This is a genomic window from Pelosinus propionicus DSM 13327, assembly GCF_900114615.1.
GTDB lineage: Bacteria > Bacillota > Negativicutes > DSM-13327 > DSM-13327 > Pelosinus > Pelosinus propionicus.
Genome location: NZ_FOTS01000075.1, coordinates 1 through 18,987, shown reverse-complemented (window position 1 = coordinate 18,987; position 18,987 = coordinate 1). Strand labels below are relative to the sequence as shown.

General features: G+C 39.4%; 12 protein-coding genes. All 12 read right to left on the bottom strand.

Features of this window, described 5'->3' with window-relative positions; genetic code table 11:
• On the bottom strand, window positions 1–317 hold a 317-nt coding region (locus BMZ99_RS24060; protein WP_245755143.1), incomplete at its 3' end, for a pyruvate kinase.
• 28 nt (window positions 318–345) lie between these two features.
• A complete protein-coding gene (phnD, locus tag BMZ99_RS24055; RefSeq protein WP_090944028.1) occupies window positions 346–2,265 on the bottom strand; it encodes a phosphate/phosphite/phosphonate ABC transporter substrate-binding protein in 1,920 nt (639 codons plus the stop codon).
• Window positions 2,266–2,421: 156 nt separating this feature from the next.
• On the bottom strand, window positions 2,422–3,618 hold the full coding sequence (locus BMZ99_RS24050; protein ID WP_090944025.1) for an anaerobic glycerol-3-phosphate dehydrogenase subunit C: 1,197 nt from the start codon (window positions 3,616–3,618) through the stop codon (window positions 2,422–2,424).
• A 14-nt stretch (window positions 3,619–3,632) separates the two neighbouring features.
• A complete protein-coding gene (glpB, locus tag BMZ99_RS24045) occupies window positions 3,633–4,895 on the bottom strand; it encodes an anaerobic glycerol-3-phosphate dehydrogenase subunit GlpB (RefSeq protein ID WP_245755142.1) in 1,263 nt (420 codons plus the stop codon).
• Entirely contained in the window at window positions 4,867–6,483 is a 1,617-nt protein-coding gene (glpA, locus tag BMZ99_RS24040) for an anaerobic glycerol-3-phosphate dehydrogenase subunit GlpA (protein ID WP_090944019.1), read from the bottom strand. Before glpA ends, glpB begins: the two co-directional genes overlap by 29 nt.
• A 313-nt stretch (window positions 6,484–6,796) precedes the next feature.
• Window positions 6,797–8,290: a glycerol kinase GlpK gene (glpK, locus tag BMZ99_RS24035; RefSeq protein WP_090944016.1), complete on the bottom strand. Its 1,494-nt coding sequence runs from the start codon at window positions 8,288–8,290 to the stop codon at window positions 6,797–6,799.
• Window positions 8,291–8,397: 107 nt separating this feature from the next.
• Window positions 8,398–9,132 (bottom strand): MIP/aquaporin family protein, encoded by a 735-nt coding sequence (locus BMZ99_RS24030; RefSeq protein ID WP_090944013.1) that lies wholly within the window; start codon window positions 9,130–9,132, stop codon window positions 8,398–8,400.
• 600 nt (window positions 9,133–9,732) lie between these two features.
• Entirely contained in the window at window positions 9,733–10,317 is a 585-nt protein-coding gene (locus BMZ99_RS24025; RefSeq protein ID WP_090944010.1) for a glycerol-3-phosphate responsive antiterminator, read from the bottom strand.
• Window positions 10,318–10,574: 257 nt separating this feature from the next.
• A complete protein-coding gene (locus tag BMZ99_RS24020) occupies window positions 10,575–11,156 on the bottom strand; it encodes a glycerol-3-phosphate responsive antiterminator (RefSeq protein ID WP_175490692.1) in 582 nt (193 codons plus the stop codon).
• A 412-nt stretch (window positions 11,157–11,568) separates the two neighbouring features.
• On the bottom strand, window positions 11,569–12,867 hold the full coding sequence (locus BMZ99_RS24015) for a hypothetical protein (RefSeq protein WP_090944007.1): 1,299 nt from the start codon (window positions 12,865–12,867) through the stop codon (window positions 11,569–11,571).
• A 74-nt stretch (window positions 12,868–12,941) separates the two neighbouring features.
• A complete protein-coding gene (locus tag BMZ99_RS24010; protein WP_090944004.1) occupies window positions 12,942–13,679 on the bottom strand; it encodes a 4'-phosphopantetheinyl transferase family protein in 738 nt (245 codons plus the stop codon).
• Window positions 13,680–13,792: 113 nt separating this feature from the next.
• On the bottom strand, window positions 13,793–18,987 hold a 5,195-nt coding region (locus BMZ99_RS24005; RefSeq protein ID WP_139214843.1), incomplete at its 5' end, for a thioester reductase domain-containing protein.

Genomic DNA, 18,987 nt, shown 5'->3' with positions numbered 1-18,987 from the left:
GAGCAAATTTCTTTTGTACCTTCTACATCTCTGGAAGTCAGAATAAATTTCTGGCCTTGTTCAATGGTCACTTTGCCTTCTACAAAGTTCCCAAGGCGCATTTCTGGACCCTTGGTATCCAGCAATAAGGCTACTGGTTTTTTCGCAGCCGCTGCCGCTGCGCGCAGCATATTGATGCGAACACTATGTTCGGCGTGGTCACCATGGGAAAAATTAAAGCGGGCTACATTCATACCGGCATCTATTAATTTTTCCATGATTTCTTGTTTTCCTGTACTTGGACCCATTGTACAAACAATTTTCGTCTTCTTGATCATACTACTACATTCACACTCTCTTCACTTTTTATTTTAGTACATTGGCTGCTTTTCTGATCACATCATACACCTGATCCTGGGCTTCAATAAAACCATTTAATCCAGTTTTTTTCATTACTGAAGCATGTGTAGATGTCCTATCGGTAGTTTCTATAAAAACCTGTTTAAGACTTGTCAACAACTGTTCATCAAGTCCAGGTCGCCCAGCAATAACATCTTTAGGTATAGCATCGGTTTGTTTTAATATTACCAAATTATGTACTGCAAGTCCATACTCTTTAGCAGTTTCTACAGCTTCTGAATAGGTAGCCCCTGCGTCAACAGTGCCATCCAGAACTGCATCAATAACCCGATTGTGACTGCCTAAAAAGACCGTTTCAGAAAAAAATGTTTCCGGAACTTTACCTTGTTCTAATAACATGGCCTTTGGATACACATATCCAGAGGCTGATTGTTTGTCAACAAAGGCAAACCGTTTGCCTTGCAGATTATCTATCGAATGAAACGCTTTATCTTTACGAGCAATGATATAACCATGGTAGGAAGCATTTTTGTTCACTACCGTAGTCACCAACGGAGTAATCTCACCTTTATTTTTTGCAGAAACATAGGCAAAAGGAGAAAACCACCCCACATCAATTGTACCTTTCAGTAAGGACCGTCCCAACGAATCATAATCAGAAACGATAATGATTTTAGGTTCTAGTCCCAATTTCTTGGCGATCGCTTCTAATATCGGCGTATAATTTTCTTTAATTATTTGCGGTGCTGTAAAAGGATTAAAACCAAATACTAATTCTTTACCAGTTTTAAAAATCGCAGCAACTTCTTGTATTTTATCTACAGCAGCTGTCATTTTTTTTGTTAATGCATATACTTCTTCAATATCATGCTCCTGCTGATCAATACTTTTCAGTGCTTCTTGCGTACCAGCAGCAATTTCAACAGTAGCACTTCCAATACTTTCTACTGCTTGAGCCATTTGTTCTGTGGTCATTTGCTGATCATTAGAGAGGCTGCACAATTTTTCTACTGTGCCTTCAATTTCGTTAACAGTCTTGACAATTTCCTGCATGCTCTCTGCAGATTTTCTTGCCAATTGCTCAATACCCTGAATTTTTTCCTTGCCGCCTTGCATATGTTCCGTAACATAGTTCGTACGATTGGTAATATCCCTCACCGTTTCTTCCACTTCATGGGTTACGGCTTCACTCTCACTAGCCAATTTACGTACTTCTTCTGCCACAACGGCAAACCCCCGGCCTTGTTCTCCAGCTCGGGCTGCTTCAATGGCTGCATTCAAAGCCAATAAATTCGTTTGACTGGCAATCCCTTGAATTTTCCCGACGAAATCACCAATTCTCTTTGATGCTACATTCAATTCTTCCATATCACGTACTGAGGTTTCCACTACTTGGGCTACTTCCAGCATTGTATTGCTTGCCTGGGTAATTTGCAACTGATTGTTCAACGCTAATTGAGAAGAACTTTGGCATTGCTTTAAAGCTTGCTGAGATGCATTTGCCACAATCGCTGCATTAGAGGCAATTTCTTCTACACCTGCAGAAGCCTCCTGAGCACTGCTTGCTGTGGTTTCACTTTCTTGCGCTATAGTATTAGACTGTTTGGTTAGCTTTTTTAAAGCTGTATTGCTATGTCCTGCAACCCAAGCCAATTGCTGGGATATAAAGGATAAATCTTCGGAAATACCATACATATCTACTTGGGGAATCAATTGCGTTTGCTTTACAGAAGATTGGACCTGACTTCTCTCTATGTCTCCAGTCCGAGGCCAAGTTCTTATTAAAACGGCTGTTGAAACTCCAGCCACTGCCAAAACGCTTATTATCGATCCTAAATTCCCCATATACTCCACTAAAATTGGTGCTATTATACCAACGAGCATCACTACCATCAAGTGAAACAGGCCTACTCTTTTCTGTATCATAAGGTTCTCCCTCCCATATGTGTATTGAGCGTTTAGCACTATGAATCAAACCATATTTCTACTGTAGGGCCAATTCTCACCAACTATGATTTGCTGCTGCATTAGGCATTAGCCACCAGGTAGAGTATTTTTAAGGAATTTCACTATGGCATTTTCTTATTTATGAAAAGCTTCATAGGATTTACGTACTAATGTCATAGGATGCAGCGTCTTTACATTTGCGCCATGTCCAATTTGCAAACGACATGTTCCGCATTCCGAAACAACGGTATCACGACCGCTTTCCTTAATCGTTTTGAATAATCCTGAACCAATTTCCATTGAAATATCATATTTGTCTTCTTTAAAACCATAATTACCAGAAATACCGCAACAGCCAGCATCTGCATCCTGCACATCGAGTCCTGGAATTAAAGCTAATAACTCGACTCCCGGTAAGCCCATACCTTGTGCTCTTAAATGGCAAGGAGCATGATACATGTATTTTTCATTTAATGTGCCAAAGTTCGTATTTAAACGTCCTTGATCATGCAGATCCAGCAAAAATTCACCTGCATCATATAAATGTTTCGCATATTCCTCCACGCCTTCAATATGGAACAGTTCCTGATATTCTTGTTTCAACATCAGACCGCAGCTGGTGCAGCAAGTGATGATCGGATATCCTTTGTCGGTCCATTTTTTTAAAACTGCAATATTCTTTTTAGCATTTTCTTCTGCTTCATCCAAAAAGCCATTTACAACTAAAGGAGAACCGCAGCAAACAAAATCTTCTTCAATAATCACTTCAAATTTATTAGCTTGCATGACAGCTACAAAATCCATACCAACTTGAGGATCATTATAGTTAATAAAGCAGCCAGGATAAAACACAACTTTATCAGGATAGCTGGTTTGTTTTAAATTCTTAAATAACTTACTAAAGGATTTAGATGCATAAGGTGGTAATGGCGCTTTATTAGATATGCCAATCTTTTTTAATATGCCCCGGCTCATTTTCATCCCTAAATTAGCCATGCCTGGAGTAGCAGCACTTAACTTAGCCATTTTTTCCCCATGTGACAAAATCCAATCCCGTAAACTGCGTTTACGATTCTTAAAATGTTTAGCCCGTGCTAACATATTAAGGGTAGAAATAGGAACACCGGAAGGACACGACATATCACAATTCTTACAATTGGTGCAATATTCCAAAGAGGGCTCAATATCATCTTGTGATAATCTCATTCTTTCTAAAGTAGGGCCAACCATTTTAGGTCCACGAAATTTGCGCGTCGCAGCTGTCACTGGACAATTAGCCACACACACGGTACAAGCTGTACAACTATCCGGATTATTATGATGTTTCTTCATTATTTTTTCTCTCCTTACACTGACATAGCCGCTTGATAACCTGACGCAATTGCTACACCATTACCTGATTTTTCAAAGCTGAAATCATAACCTCGCAAATTACGTCCCGCAACAAAAACATTGTTTAGTATGACTTTGCCGTCGGCATCAACAGGACGCATTTTTTCATCAACATCTAAACCAAGTTTAGCAAAAGGCTGTGCTTCACTAGAGAATAAAGAATAATTTGCCCACAATTCATGATCTGTTGGAGCCTCTACAGGTAAATTAAAAATAGGCTCGATTACCTTACCTGGCTCTGCAAGCAGGCCGCCTCCATAGAAACCGCCATTTGCTAAAATAAAAGATTTAGCATAGTAGGTACGTTCCCGATCCACTCCTTCTGTGATCACTGCCATACAATTGTTTTCTTCCACAATGGACTTCGCTACAATTGCTTGTTCTACAATTCGTACACCATTTTTCTTCAAATATCGCACTAACATAGTACGCAAACGCAGACCAGTAATGGACGGAGGTACAGAAGCAGTTTCCACAAAAGTACACCCTAAAGCTTGTTCTAATTTTTCTTTAACCAAATAATTCGGACGTGTTCCTAATACTGGCGGAATGATTACTACACTACCAGAAGGTACTACGTTACGCATTTTTTCAATGCAGCTTGCAAGACCGTCTTCCGTATCTAACCAACGAGCCACATCCAGAGCAGTAACGTCGCGTCCTTCAGATAACTTCGGATCAATCATCACAACTTCATATTCTTTTTGCGCAAATGCAGGAATCTTTTTAAAGTTTTTAGCGATTAAGCTAGGATAAAAATCCTTTAATGCATCAAAGCCCAATACGATTACTTTATCTGCTTTCTTAAGTTCTGTTGTATCCATTGTTTTGGGAACAAGACAAGTTGGTTTCAATGTACCAGCAGCAGTCGGTATCCATTGCATTTTGTCTAGATTTCCGATATAAGAATATCCTTCTTGCTCGCAAATCTCTTTAAAGAATCGAATGGATTCTTCGATTGCTGGTCGACCAATCATTTTATATGGATGCTTATCGCCGACTTGTAATAGACCTGCACTTGGAGTAGCTGCCGGTATGCCACCTTCCAAATAACCCATTACATCAACGATGCCGCCTCCAATGGTTAAGGTTCCTGAACCTAGAGACAATACTGTTACTTTCTTACCGCGTTTAGTCGCTGCAGCTGCCGCCATTAAACCTGCTAAGCCGCCACCAATTACTACAATATCATATTCCCTCATTGTCAATCGCTCCATTTATGTTTAAAGTTCCTTCATAAATTCCTCGGGTCAGTTCCATTTCACGCATGACATTGCCCCATAAAATAGGACGAATCCCTTTCCAGCGACCTTGCAGAAATTCTTTGAATAGCACATTGGTATCTTTGCCCCATGACAATCCATTGGCATCGACTGCACCTACACTGCGGAATGTGCAGAAAGCTCCCTGACAAGTCCCCATACCCATACGCGTCTTGCGACGAACATCACTAATCATATAGCTCGTACTGTCAGCTGCTGCTTCTTCCACTTCAGCCATGGTTACATTTTCACACTCACACAATAGTTGGCGTTTTTCAGGTTTTTCCTGTATACGGGCAATTACCTTTTCCAGACCTTCTGATCCCAGTCGTGAAGCAGCAAGCTCGGCACCATAAGCAGGGAAATATAGGCGAGCTTTCGCCATCAATGCTGGAGAAGTATCCTCAACAAGGTTTTCTTCCGCCGTACGGCAAGGTGTTTTAACATTCAAGTAACCGCATACTAGATCTGTTACCTTTTCTGCCATTAAACGATACGTAGTGAATTTTCCTCCTACTACGCTGACAAAGCCTTTTAATCCGTCATGAGCATGATCAAGAGTCACAAAACCTCTAGACGCACCGCGGCCTGTTGCATTTGGATCGGCACTATACAGCGGTCTGGTTCCGGCAAAAGCTCTGAGCATACGATAACTCCTAATATCTTCGAATAAAGCTTCCCCAATATTTAAGAGTTCTACTACTTCTTTTGCATTTGGCACCGTATCATCCGGTTTGTTTACTGATGCAGATGTTGTACCTAAAATCGTAATCGAACCATGAGGGACAAAAATATCCCCGTCGGAAGCAGGACGCAAACGATTTACAATACGGCTGGTAATACGATGATTAAAAGCAATTAACGTTCCTCTATCCGGCTGCACATTTACGCTAATTCCTGCCAAAGCAGCAATTTCCCCGGCCCAAGAACCAGCAGCGCTAATAATGAAATCACAAGCAATATTGCTGACCTCACCAGTCAACGTGTTACGAACTTTAATACCTACAACTTGATTATTGCTGTGTTCAATACCTATAACTGTGGTATACGTTAGTACCCGTCCGCCATATTTCCGGGCAGACGCTACATTTTGCCAAACCATCCGAAAACCATCAATAGCCGCATCCGGCACCCGATATACAGACTTAATTTTGGGACTCAGATTGGGTTCTAAGCGAAGAGCCTCTTCTACCGAAATAGGAATTGTAGGAATTCCTACTTTTGCGCATGCTTCCACCCATTTTCCTTCAAATGCCTCATCGTCTAAATGAGTTCTGGCAAAGAAACCTTCCGTTTGTTCTACACAATGTCTGCCGATTCTACGTAAAATCGTATTTTCCTCAATACATTCTTTACCTGCTTCGGCATCTTTCACCGCATAACGTCCTCCGCTATGCAAGAGACCATGATAACGCGAGCTAGTACCATACGCTAAATCTTGCTGTTCAAGTAGAATTGCATCTACTCCTCGCATACACAAATCACGTAAAATACCAACCCCTGTGGCACCGCCACCAATTACTACAACTGTCGTCTTTTGCATCTCAATCCCCCTTTTTAAAAATGAAATAAATGAAACAGGGCATAACCCTGGACCAGTCATATTTTCTCCGTTCTAAAAAAAAATCCTTCTTACTTATTATTTTTGCATTAACTAAAATGAGATGACTTGGTTCTTAACTCCATTTAAATCTTAGTACTATCAGTTAGATCTTATCCATATATTTCTTTATTATTAACATAACGAGTTTTCTTTTTTTAGATTATAAGCAAAGGTGATCCCTTTGTATTCGTTTAACCGAACACAAAGGGATCTCTTATCTCAACCCTTTACAAGTATTAATTTCGGGCTGGTTTTAGTCTTCCCAATCCATAGCACGTTTAACCGCTTTTTGCCAACCTTTATATAAAGTTGCGCTTTGTGCACCATCCATGGTAGGTTCAAAACGATTGTCAAGCTGCCAAGTACTAACCAGCTCATCTTTTGTTTTCCATACGCCAACAGCTAAACCTGCAAGATAAGCAGCACCAAGAGCAGTGGTTTCAGTTACTTTAGGACGATCTACTGGAACACCTAAAATATCTGCTTGGAATTGCATTAGCAAGTTATTAGCAACAGCGCCGCCATCCACTTTCAATGCTTGCAATTTAATACCAGAATCAGCTTCCATTGCACTTAAAACATCTTTTGTTTGATACGCCATGGAATCTAATGTCGCACGAACAACATGAGATTTGCTGGTTCCGCGAGTCAAACCAAGAATCGCACCGCGAGCTTTCATATCCCAGTATGGAGCACCAAGTCCTACGAAAGCAGGTACTACATATACACCATCAGCATCTTTTACTTTTTTAGCAATATATTCAGAATCAGGAGCAGCTTCTAACAAGCGCAAACCATCACGCAGCCATTGAATAGCCGATCCAGCAACAAAGATACTGCCTTCTAATGCATAATCTACTTTTCCGTCAAGTCCCCAAGCAATAGTGGTAAGCAATCCATTTTTAGATTCATACACTTTACTGCCTGTGTTCATCAACATGAAGCAGCCAGTCCCATAAGTATTTTTTGCCATACCAGGTTGGAAGCATGTTTGACCGAACAATGCAGCCTGTTGGTCACCAGCAGCACCGGAGATAGGCACAGCAGCACCAAAGACAGCAACATCTGTTTGACCATATACTTCACTGGAAGATTTAACTTCTGGAAGTACACACGCCGGAACAGTTAAATATTCAAGTAGTTTTGCATCCCATTTCAATTCGCGAATATTATACATCAACGTACGGGAAGCATTCGAATAGTCAGTAACATGTACTTTTCCGCCAGTCAGTTTCCAGATAAGCCAAGTATCAATGGTACCGAACAGCAATTCACATTTTTCCGCTTTCGCACGAGCACCTTCTACATGATCTAAAATCCATTTTACTTTTGTGCCAGAGAAATATGCATCTACAACTAAACCTGTTTTTTGTTTGAATTCATCTTCCAAACCTTTAGCTTTTAAATCATTGCAGATGTCCATAGTTTGACGAGATTGCCATACAATTGCATTATAAATTGGTCTGCCAGTGGTTTTATCCCAAACTACTGCAGTTTCACGTTGATTAGTGATACCAATCGCGGCAATATCAGTAGCACTTAGACCAGCTTGCAGGACAACTTGTTTCATTACTTCAATTTGCGTGCTCCAAATTTCATCCGCATCATGCTCAACCCAACCAGCTTTAGGGAAAATTTGCGTAAATTCTTTTTGCGCTACTGCAATAATATTGGAATCCTGATCAAATATTATCGCTCTGTTACTTGTAGTACCTGCATCTAGGGCCATTACATATTTCTTTGTCATTTTCAAAAGTCACTCCTTTTATATTTCGAGATATTTAACCTCTACTTATACTCTCCAAAGATTTACTTAAATAAATATACTTTAAACAACTAACTACAATTTAACTATTAAATAAGTCCAAGTGCTTTAGCAATTACGAACGCAGCACCGCCGCCAGCCATAGGAGCAACTACAGGTACCCAAGCATAAGCCCAGTCGGAACCACCTTTACCAGCGATAGGCAATATAGCATGAGCAATACGAGGACCAAGATCACGAGCAGGATTCAAAGCATAACCGGTAGGTCCGCAGAAGCAGCAACCAACTGCCCAAACAGCCATACCAACCATGTAAGTACCGAATCCAGGAGGAAAGCCATTAGCACCAGAAACAAATTTACTGCCCATAGAAAAGAATACTAAAAATAACATAGTACTTACTACAAATTCGCATAGTGCATTGGCGCCATAGCTACGAATTGCAGGACTAGTGCAGAACACTCCTAACTTAGCACCTTTATCTTCAGTAGCTTCCCAGTGAGGAAGGTAAGCTAACCAAACTAACGCACCGCCAAGAACACCACCAATAGTTTGAGCTATCATTACGGAAATAGCAACAGGCACTGTATACGCACCCATTAGCAATTTATAAAATGTAACCGCAGGATTTAAATCACCAGTATTACCAAGGGCAAGAGACACAGTAACACCCATCATAACTGCGAGTGCCCACCCAGTGTAAACAACAATAGGCCCACCGCCATTACCTTTAGACTCTTTCAACGATACATTCGCTACAACACCACAACCAAAAGCAAAGAAAATAGCAGAACCTAAAAATTCACCTAATAATAAATTTGGCATTATTCCAATTCCTCCTTAAATTTACGAATTGATTTTTTGTTTACTAAAATTCAATCCTTTATTTTCTAAAATCACCACTCTTTCCCATTATTTATTTAGATGAAAAAGAGAACCCCATTCACACCTCTATATACAAATTACAAGAGGAATAAACGGACTTCTCTTTATCTCTAGTCCAAAGTTATTTATTTTGAATCCACAATCGGAGGAAGCATCATTTCTTATAATACAATACTTCTCTATCATTATTAAAATCTCCTGCTAAATTTACTGAAAATTATAACATTTCAAAACTAATTTTTAAGTTTATAATTGTTTTACGTTCATGTATTTTAGCTATCGATTATATTCCTATTTCCTATATATTATATTTCTATACTCATATCAAAATTCCTGCTAAATTTACTGAAAATTATATTTTAAATTGCATTTCATCCTTAATTCAGATAATTCATGCAGTCTAGCTATCAATTTAATGCTTGATGTCTATATTACTATATTTCTGTATACAATTTAAAATTCCTGCCGAAATATACTGAATATATAGTATTATTTCAACATATTCTAGAAAAATCATGCGATAAGGTCTTTGCCTTTTTATTATACTACTACCAAAATATCATCCCATAAATCCCGTCGGCTGGTGCTTACAGCTGAAATACCGCTCTCAATTGCATGATTTACATCGACCTTGGTACGTATTAACCCACCGGCTAAAATGGGAAGACCCGTTTCACGAGACAGTTCTTCTACAACACTAGCGGAAACAGATCCTGGCAGTATTTCTATAGCATCAGGTTTCGAATTGCGCACCAAATTCAGACCTGTTCTTAATGAATCAGAATCCATTAAGAACAAACGCTGGACTACAATTATGCCTTCGTCTCGAGCAAAACGGCAAAGATGAGATTTAGTTGTGATAATTGCGTGAATTCCCAAGCGAGCTAAGAACTTGATCCCAGCCTTGTCTTTCCCGATACCATCAAATAAATCTAAATGCAATATAATGTGTTTCTGATAGTCATTGGCCTGAGAAACCAAAATTGGCAGCATATTAATATCACCAAAAAGCAGTATTACACTGGGAGAAAGTGTATGAGTTAAAGCTAACTTAAAATCCTCCATGGACCGTACAGCTGGAATCACAGGACCACTTGCCAGATATTCAAGAATGTCTACTTTCATTGCTTACTCACCTCAATTTTCTTTGAGAGCCATTATGATAATACTTAAATAAAAAGAGACCTCTACCTACACCTCTCACATATATATATTCGGAGGAATAAACAGACTTCTCTTTAATCTCTAGTCTTAATTATTTATTTTTGGTAGAAGCTGAAAAATTAATGGTGCTCTTTACTCTCCCTTAGTTATAATACCTTACTTCTGTATTAAAGTTAAAATCCCTGCTAAATAAACTGAATTTTTTTTCTTTTCTGTCTCTATTCTTTATTTACCATAATATCGTCCCATAATTCTCGACGACTTGTACTTACAGCCGAAATACCTCTCTCAATGGCAGTCTTAACATCTTCCTTGGTACGTATTAAGCCGCCTGCTAAAATGGGAATACCCGTTTCACGAACTAATTCTTCTACAGCGCTAGCCGGAACTGAACCTGGCAAGATTTCAATGGCATCAGGTTTAAAATTGCGTATTAGATTCAATCCCGTGCGTAATGAATCCGAATCCATTAAAAATAGACGCTGTACAACGATCATACCTTCGTCTCTTGCAAATCGGCAAAGATGTGACTTTGTTGTGATAATCGCGTGTATGCCTAATCTTGCTAAAAATTTAATGCCTGCCTTATCTTTACCAACACCATCAAATAAATCTAAATGCAGAATAATGCGTTTTTTGTGCTCATTTGCCTGGGAAATGAGTGTTGGTAAAGTATTAATGTCGCCAAATAATAACACTACACTCGGAGATACCGTGTGCGTTAAGGCGATTTTGAAATCTTCCATCGAGCGTGCAGATGGAATGACAGGTCCATTCGCTAAAAATTTAAGAACGTCCATTGCTATTTTCACTCCATTCTTTTATATGTTGCCATATTGGATAATATTGGTAATCGAACAGTTAAAAGGTATTAACGTAGGCCACTGCTCATTCCTGGTAAAGACGTGAGCAAACAATCTCTTTGATATTCGATCATGATCTCCAACAGTCTATTATAACAAGATATTAGCATGCACCAAATTTTTCATTCTCAGTAATCGCTTGGTTGCTTTATTATACCAGACAAATCTCTCTTTTTCTATTATTCAGAATCATATTACTAAAAACGACAGAATAATTATGTTATAGAAACAATCGCGCACATATACTTACCAATGGAAAATCAAAGCACTTTATTAAGGAATTCTTGAAATAACGCATTATAACGGCTCAGATCGTTCCATATTAGCGTAACACATAAATTTAATTTTCTTATATTTTTACCCAGCTCTTTATGTCAGTAAATACGCTATCCATCAATTCCTCAACATTCTTTTTTTCCATTGTTGATTGAAAAAAGTTTATGGATAAAGTCGATGTATTATCATATGTACTCACGAGCATCATAAGCCCCGGTGCATAGCTTGCTGTTCCTATCATATAACACTCTTCGACTTCTGTCCGCCCCAGCGTAATTCGACTATCAGACAATATTCCTACATTGGAAATCCAGGGATTACAAAATTTTGTTTTTGCACTTTCCTCACAAAACTTTCTTATTTGATTTCTAACCTCCTTGAATTTTAAATTTGCTAGTGTCTCAAAGTAGAGCGCCATATTTATACCAGGAAAATCATCTTTTATGTTTTTCGTTTTACTTACTACTTTACTTAATGTTTCACCAAAAGATTCAGCGAGATTTCGATTGATATGAATGGAATTCATTCCTGAGAGATTACACATCGCTCTATTTTTATCCTTAGGCATATATTTACGTAGATCAGCTGTAAAACACACAGATATGATTTCATTTTCTAATTCAGCAATGTTTGAAAGGGCACGGCTATAAGCAGTCAGGTAAACATCATTAATTGTAGCTCCATTCCGACGTGCATGCATTTTTATTGCATTAAATTCTTGTTGGTTTATGTTTCTGATTACAAGTGTTTGTTTTGTATTCTCACCAGCAACAAAAGGAAATCCTACCGTATGTCCTTGGTTGTCTTCTTCGCCTACCATAGTATTAATTTTAGTTATAATTTCCGGAAGCTGAAAAATCGAACTTTGACTGCGGCTATTAGGAGAACAGGGTTCTAAAACATACAGTTGCTCATTAAAAATATGATTGTAAATATTCGCTAAAGTATGTAAGTATTCTTTAAATCCGCCCGCATCACAGCATGCATGATTAACTTTCAAACAAACAGTATCGAATTCTCCCCTAAAGATTTTTAATTTAACTTGGCAATCATGCTCAGCATCATAACACTGAGCAATAAATTTCTGCAGTTCCCCTTCAACATCATGTGTCTCAACAACTGTACACATTTCTATCTCGTCAAGGTCTCCTCGCCGCTCCCAAGTCGCAACATCATCATTTTCCATCAGGCGACATCCTAAAATAGGCTGTTCATCAACCGAAAGATACATGGCTTTCTTCAATATAGTCTCATTTACTCTTCCATTTATTCGCATGATGTAACTTAGCTGATTATTAGCAGAATATTTACCTACCAGATAATTAAAAGCATCTTGCGGTTCAACTGGAAAAGACATCATATTTTTATTCACACTCTATTCCCCCATGCTTATATTTTCATACTATTTGATACTATTTGATATTATTTGATATTATTTGATATTATTTATAAAATTATAGAAAAATATTGCACTAATTCATATAGATTAAAGCCTAATTCCGTTTTTAACGGATAAACAATTGCGCACATATACTTGCCAGCAGGAAAGCAAAGCGCTTTATATTGAGGAAAATGCTCGAAATAACACATTATAAAGTGCTTAGATCGTTCCATATTAGCAATACTAAATACATGAAAGGGAGTCATTAATCCAGTTTTCATCACTTTTGACAATGCTTCTTTTGCTGTCCACAGAAGAGTAAGACCTGCATCATATGCGAATGGCAAAGAGATGATCTGCTGTTTTTCCCACTCTGTCACCTGACCTTCTAAAGCTTCTCTTTGCTGGGAATTAATTATTTCAAGATCAATTCCCATGGGATGAGCCTCTGGAAAAGCAAGGGCTGCTCCTAGATTTCCCGAATGAGTAATACTAACCTTAATGTTTTGTTTATTGGAAACTACAATCGGCTGATTAAAAATACCCGATCCAATTATAATGTCTGATAAATTTTTTTCCCCATTCAGAGCACTTATTGCCTGCTTAGCGGCGAAACGTCCTATTAGATAACTTCTCATCCGCTTTTCAAATTTCAATGTATTGTAATAATGGTATTCTTGTTCATGTAAATAGGAAAGCACTTTTTCATAATCATTTTTCTCAGATAAATAGCAGCAGCATAGATATGCTTTGTAGCTGCCTTCTGCTCTAATTAGATCCAGCTTAACACGACTTTTATTCAATCGCTTCTACTCCTAATTCATTTTTTTCTATAAATAATATCTTGTAACTCTTTTGATTTCCTCCCAAAGCCAACTGTATTTGGGAGGAAATCAACTGTAATTATGTGCCTTTTTTAAACAGATGTTGAAACCTTTTTTCTCTCTGTTGGTTGAGTGTTTTTTTGACCACATAACACGATTTGCTTCATGCACTTTTCCCACCATTGATCATCCATCTGCGGAAAGTGAATGCTTAGTTTTTGCAAGACTTTCTGAAGATTTTCATTTTTTAACCCCAAATCTGTAAAATAATACTCAAATATTCTAGGGCCAGAATCAAGTTTTGTAAAAAATCCTAGCATGATCGTTTTCACTGGACTTTCCGTTAATTCGCTAATGTAGCGTAAACAAGAATCCGCCCAGTCTTCAAAAGATGATTTTGTGAGCAAAGGATTTCTTCTCTCTAGATAGGTAAAAAAATCGTTAACTGAAAATGGCTGTATGTGATTTAAATGATAAATTTTCCCATAGCAGTCTTTTTCCTGGCTCACTGTTAAAATAACTTTACTTACATAGTCAATGGGAACGATATCCATTACACCTTCATTCCATTCTGGAATTACGTTAACTTCAATAAATATCTTTAGAAAATTATGCACCATATCTTCAGCTATTCCATATCCCGTCTGACTAGATCCAGTAATTTCTCCGCATCGGAAAATAGTAACTGGAATTCCCCTTGCTTGAGCTTGCATAAGATGATGCTCTGATACCCATTTAGACTGCGCATAACCACTAGTCAAATACTTGCCTTGTTCTAGCAAAGTTTCCTCTTGATGTGCCGACAGTATGATATCGCCGTCCATCTGTGAGCAAACTGCAATGGTTGACGTAAAATGTATTGGCTTAATTTTTCCGCTTGCTGCAAACTCTATTATCGCTAAAGTCCCATTCACATTTGCACTTTTCAGTGAGTAATAATTTAATATGTGGTTGGGAAGTGCAGCGCAATGATAAATCACATCAATGGAATAACTTAATTTGTCGTACATCATTTTTTCCATTCCTAATTGGGGCATAGTTATATCTCCTAAAACAGGAATAATTCGGGAGTGATAACCCGATTGCCATAAAGAAAATTTATCTAAATTTTCTTGTAGACGCTGCAATCCTAAAGAGTCTGACTCGGCGCGAACAAGGCAATATACAGTTGCAGATGTCTGCTGCAGAATTTCATTGCACAGAAAAGCCCCTAGTAGTCCAGTTGCTCCAGTCAAAAGAACGTTCTCCGGCAAAGTAGTATGCGTAAAAGAAGTTTCCGTTACATTTACTTTTATGTCCATAGGTAGCTTTTTGTCCATTTCCCATGGTGATAGAAAAGCTTTATCTTGCTGGGATACTGATTCTAATTGGCTGATAATACTTTGCAGCGTAAATTCCGAAAAAAATCTTCTGCCATCTAATTGGACACCTAGTTCTTGCCGTATCTTTTCCAGTATCTGAATCCCAGATATAGAGTCCATTCCAAATTCTCTTAATTGACTCTGAGGGTCAATTACAACATTTGCAGGCAGCCCTAACGTTTCCCGGACTAATCTAGTTATATATCCTAAGTTATCTTTCAGATTGCCTTGAGCAAGGTTCTCATTTTTGGGTTGTATAACTGCGTTTTCGCTAATAACCGAAGATTTTTTTTCCTGTTGTGAGAAAATCTTATAACATTCCTTCGCAAAGGGATAGGTTGGCAAGCTGATTCGCTGAGGTTTCCAATCCTGATACATCGATTCCCATTTTATGGTTGACCCCCTGCTCCATAATTCTGCTACTTTTTTCACTTTTCCTTTTGCAATCCACTTTTGAAGCAGCTCATCAAAATCATCATCTGTCCCAAATAATTGAGCATCAATCCCTTGCTTAGTGTCTCCGATAAAACAATTCTCAGTATTTCCTGTTCCATTGATGAAACTGTCCAGCTTTTCCATAATCTCCTTTATGTCTTTTACAATAAAGGAGATTCTACTTTCCATTGCTTCGCGCCCTACTTGAAGGGTATAGGCTATATCCGCTAAATGAAGGACGGAATCAGCCGCTGCCCCATCTCTTTCCTTTAGAAACATAAGGAGATTTCGCGCATAATCATCAAGACGATCTCTATTTTTTGCTGATAAAGGCACTATATAAGATATTGCTTCTGGAAGAATCGCCCTTTCCTGCGTAGGAATATATTCCTCCAGAACTACGTGTGCATTAATCCCGCTAAATCCGTAGCCATTTATGCTGGCACGCCGAGGCAAACTGCTGCCGTGAATATTCTTTAATGAACTCCACTCACAGTTCCCTGGGGCAATTTGAAACGGACTCCCTTCTAAAGAAATCTGATCGGATAAAGTAGTAAAACCAGCAATTCCTGGAATTATCTTATTGCGCATGGCTGAAATGACTTTTATCAATGCAGCCATTCCTGAAGCCACTTCTGCATTGCCAATACACGGCTTCAAGCTGCTGATATGACAGACATGCTGCTTTTTCATCGTTTGTGAAGTTTGCCGTGCCACAAGTTCCTGATAACCTGCCTTCAATGCATCGATTTCAATACCATCTCCTAAAAGAGAAGCAATCCCGTGAGCTTCGATATAGGATACAGTCCGTGGATCAATTTTTGCTGCTTGATATGCCTGAATCATAGCTGCTTTCATTCCATTTGCATTCGGAGCAGTCAAAGACATACCTTTGCCGCCATGAGAAACACCTGTTCCCTTCACGACTGCAAAAATTTGATCCTTGTCTTGAATCGCTTGCTGCAAGGGTTTTATAATGAGTGCACCGACGCCTTCACTCCTCGCATATCCATTAGCATTCGCCTGAAATGATCTTACCTTTCCTTCCGGACTGAGATATCCCAATGAATCAAGGCCAACAAATCCTAAAGGGGAAAGCAGTAAATTAACAGTACCTACAATAGCCTGTTCACATTCACCATTTTGAATAGCATGCACTGCCCGATGTAATGCGACAAGCGTAGAGGAACATGCTGTATCACAATATTCACTAGGACCTTGCAAATCTAAGGCATAAGAAATACGGGCAGGAAGTACTGTCGATGTAGTAGCTGTTAATGCCAAACTGTTATTCTGCATCGATACTGAATCCGTATATTCACTAGGACATGCCGCGATAAAGACTCCCGTAGATTTCTTTGACATTTCTTTTGGGGTAATCCCTGCATCTTCCATGGCCCGCCAGACAAATGTCATGAGCATACGCTGTTTAGGGTCCATGCTTTCAGCTTCTTTAGGCGAAATTTTAAAAAACAATGAATCAAACTCACCAATCCCAGTAATAAAACCGCCCCATTTGATTTTGGTTTTATTTACTTCTTTGGCAGAGTCTCCATAAAACTCTTGCCAATCCCAGCGTTCTTTTGGAATCTCAGCAATACACTCCCTGCCCTCCACAATATTTTTCCATAATTCATGCACATCTTCAGCCATAGGAAATTTACCACTCATACCTACAATTGCTATAGAATCCTTCTGATTTAGATCCTCAGTATTCTCTCTCAATCTAGTAAATCTGGTACTTTGGAATTTTGGGCCCACTATGTTTTTTTCTATAGAACCCTTTTGCCCCATGGGCTGGTAAATAGCTTCTTCTTTATAAAATTCATGCATACTATCATGATGATTAGTTACAAAGTATTGGATCAATTTTTCAATTGTAGAATATCCAAAGAACAGTGTTGCTGTCACTTCAATTCCATAATGACTGCGCAATAAGGTAGCAAGCTGCGCCAGACTAATAGAATCGAAGCCGAAGTCTGCCAGGTTGTCCTCTTTATCCAGCTTATTGAATGGAATCTTCAGCAAATGGCTGATATATTCTTTCAAGTCCCATTCAATACACTGTTCCAGATTTAAGCCTTTCATTTCTGGCCGTCTTCCTCTCGACAGTGAATTAAGGCTTACGAGGGAAAGAGAAACATCATCCTGAGTTAAGCCTAAAAATCGTTTTATCCGACTGGGCTGCCCCACTAATACTAACTGCTGGATTGTACTTTGGGACAGAATGCAGTCAAACATAACTGTACCTTCTTCCTCTTCCAAAAAACGCTGGCCGCTGGATTTTAAATAGAGCTTGCTGTTCTCTTCCTCACCGACTCCCATTCCTCCATCCTTCCATAAAGGCCAGTTGATCACCAGACTCTTGCCATATGCCTTTCCCTCCAGCTGCTTTTCCTGCCGATAGTGAGCATACGCCATCTGAAAACGGTTGCCGATGGCATAATCACATGAACCAAAATCCCCTAGGATGGCAGAGGAGGAGGAAAAATAGCACATAAAATGAAGTGCCTCTTCCTGAAGCACTTCATCCAGCACCAGAGTGCCTTTAATTTTCGGTTCGATTATCTTTCGGAATCCTGCCAGGTCTTTTTCAAATAGACTTTGGCTGCCTGCCAGCCCTGCCGCATGAATCACTCCATGGATCTCACCGTATTTTGCTTTCGCTTCTCCCAAAGCGGTTTTCATACTGCTTACATCGCAGCTGTCTGCCTGCAGGTATAGGGCATGGCTGCCGAGTGCTTCTATTTCCTGGATTTTTGCCTGCTTCTCTTCATCCAGGGCTGATCTGCCTGTCAGGATTAGATTTACCCCATGGGTTTTGGCAAAGTGCCGGGCAAAGATAAACCCCAGTCCTCCGCACCCGCCTGTTATGAGGTAGGTTCCTCCTGCCTGTAAAAGGCTGCTGCCTGCCTCTAGAAACGTTTCCTGAATCTGATATACATAGCGTTTTCCCCCTTGGTAGAAAACGCTTTGGAGTTTCTCGGCCTGCAGTTCTGACCAGAGTTTGATCAGCCAATCTTCCATGGTTGATTTCGCCTCTGAGCTGCTGCCCTTTTGATACATCACAGCAACTTGCGTATTGGGCAGAACCAGTCCTAAAGAGCGCTCAAAGCCAATCCAGGAATCCAGATAGCAGCGTTCCAGTCCTGTTTCAAACTGCCCTCCCAGCAAGACACGTCCGGCTTTTAGTTTTACGGCTGCCATACTTTGCAGCAGATACACAATGACAGAATAGTCTTCAATACATGTGGTATCTTCTATTGGCCACAGATAGAGCAGCCCGTCTACATCGCCGTACTCCTCCCGGATGCTTTGAAATGCCTGTTCATAGCTAGAGGGATCTTTGGGGGAAATGGAATAGATCGTATGAGAGGATGCTGTATGATCTGGCTGTTGAGAGATAAAGAGTATTCTTGTTTGCGGATCAAGGGCTTGAATCGTTTCTGCGGCTTTGTTTTGGTGATCTGCATTGGACAGAAAACAAACCA

Coding starts and splice junctions, on each gene's coding strand:
- phnD (WP_090944028.1), bottom strand. CDS start 2,265: ATGATACAGAAAAGAGTAGGCCTGTTTCACTTGATGGTAGTGATGCTC.
- BMZ99_RS24050 (WP_090944025.1), bottom strand. CDS start 3,618: ATGAAGAAACATCATAATAATCCGGATAGTTGTACAGCTTGTACCGTG.
- glpB (WP_245755142.1), bottom strand. CDS start 4,895: ATGGAGCGATTGACAATGAGGGAATATGATATTGTAGTAATTGGTGGC.
- glpA (WP_090944019.1), bottom strand. CDS start 6,483: ATGCAAAAGACGACAGTTGTAGTAATTGGTGGCGGTGCCACAGGGGTT.
- glpK (WP_090944016.1), bottom strand. CDS start 8,290: ATGACAAAGAAATATGTAATGGCCCTAGATGCAGGTACTACAAGTAAC.
- BMZ99_RS24030 (WP_090944013.1), bottom strand. CDS start 9,132: ATGCCAAATTTATTATTAGGTGAATTTTTAGGTTCTGCTATTTTCTTT.
- BMZ99_RS24025 (WP_090944010.1), bottom strand. CDS start 10,317: ATGAAAGTAGACATTCTTGAATATCTGGCAAGTGGTCCTGTGATTCCA.
- BMZ99_RS24020 (WP_175490692.1), bottom strand. CDS start 11,156: ATGGACGTTCTTAAATTTTTAGCGAATGGACCTGTCATTCCATCTGCA.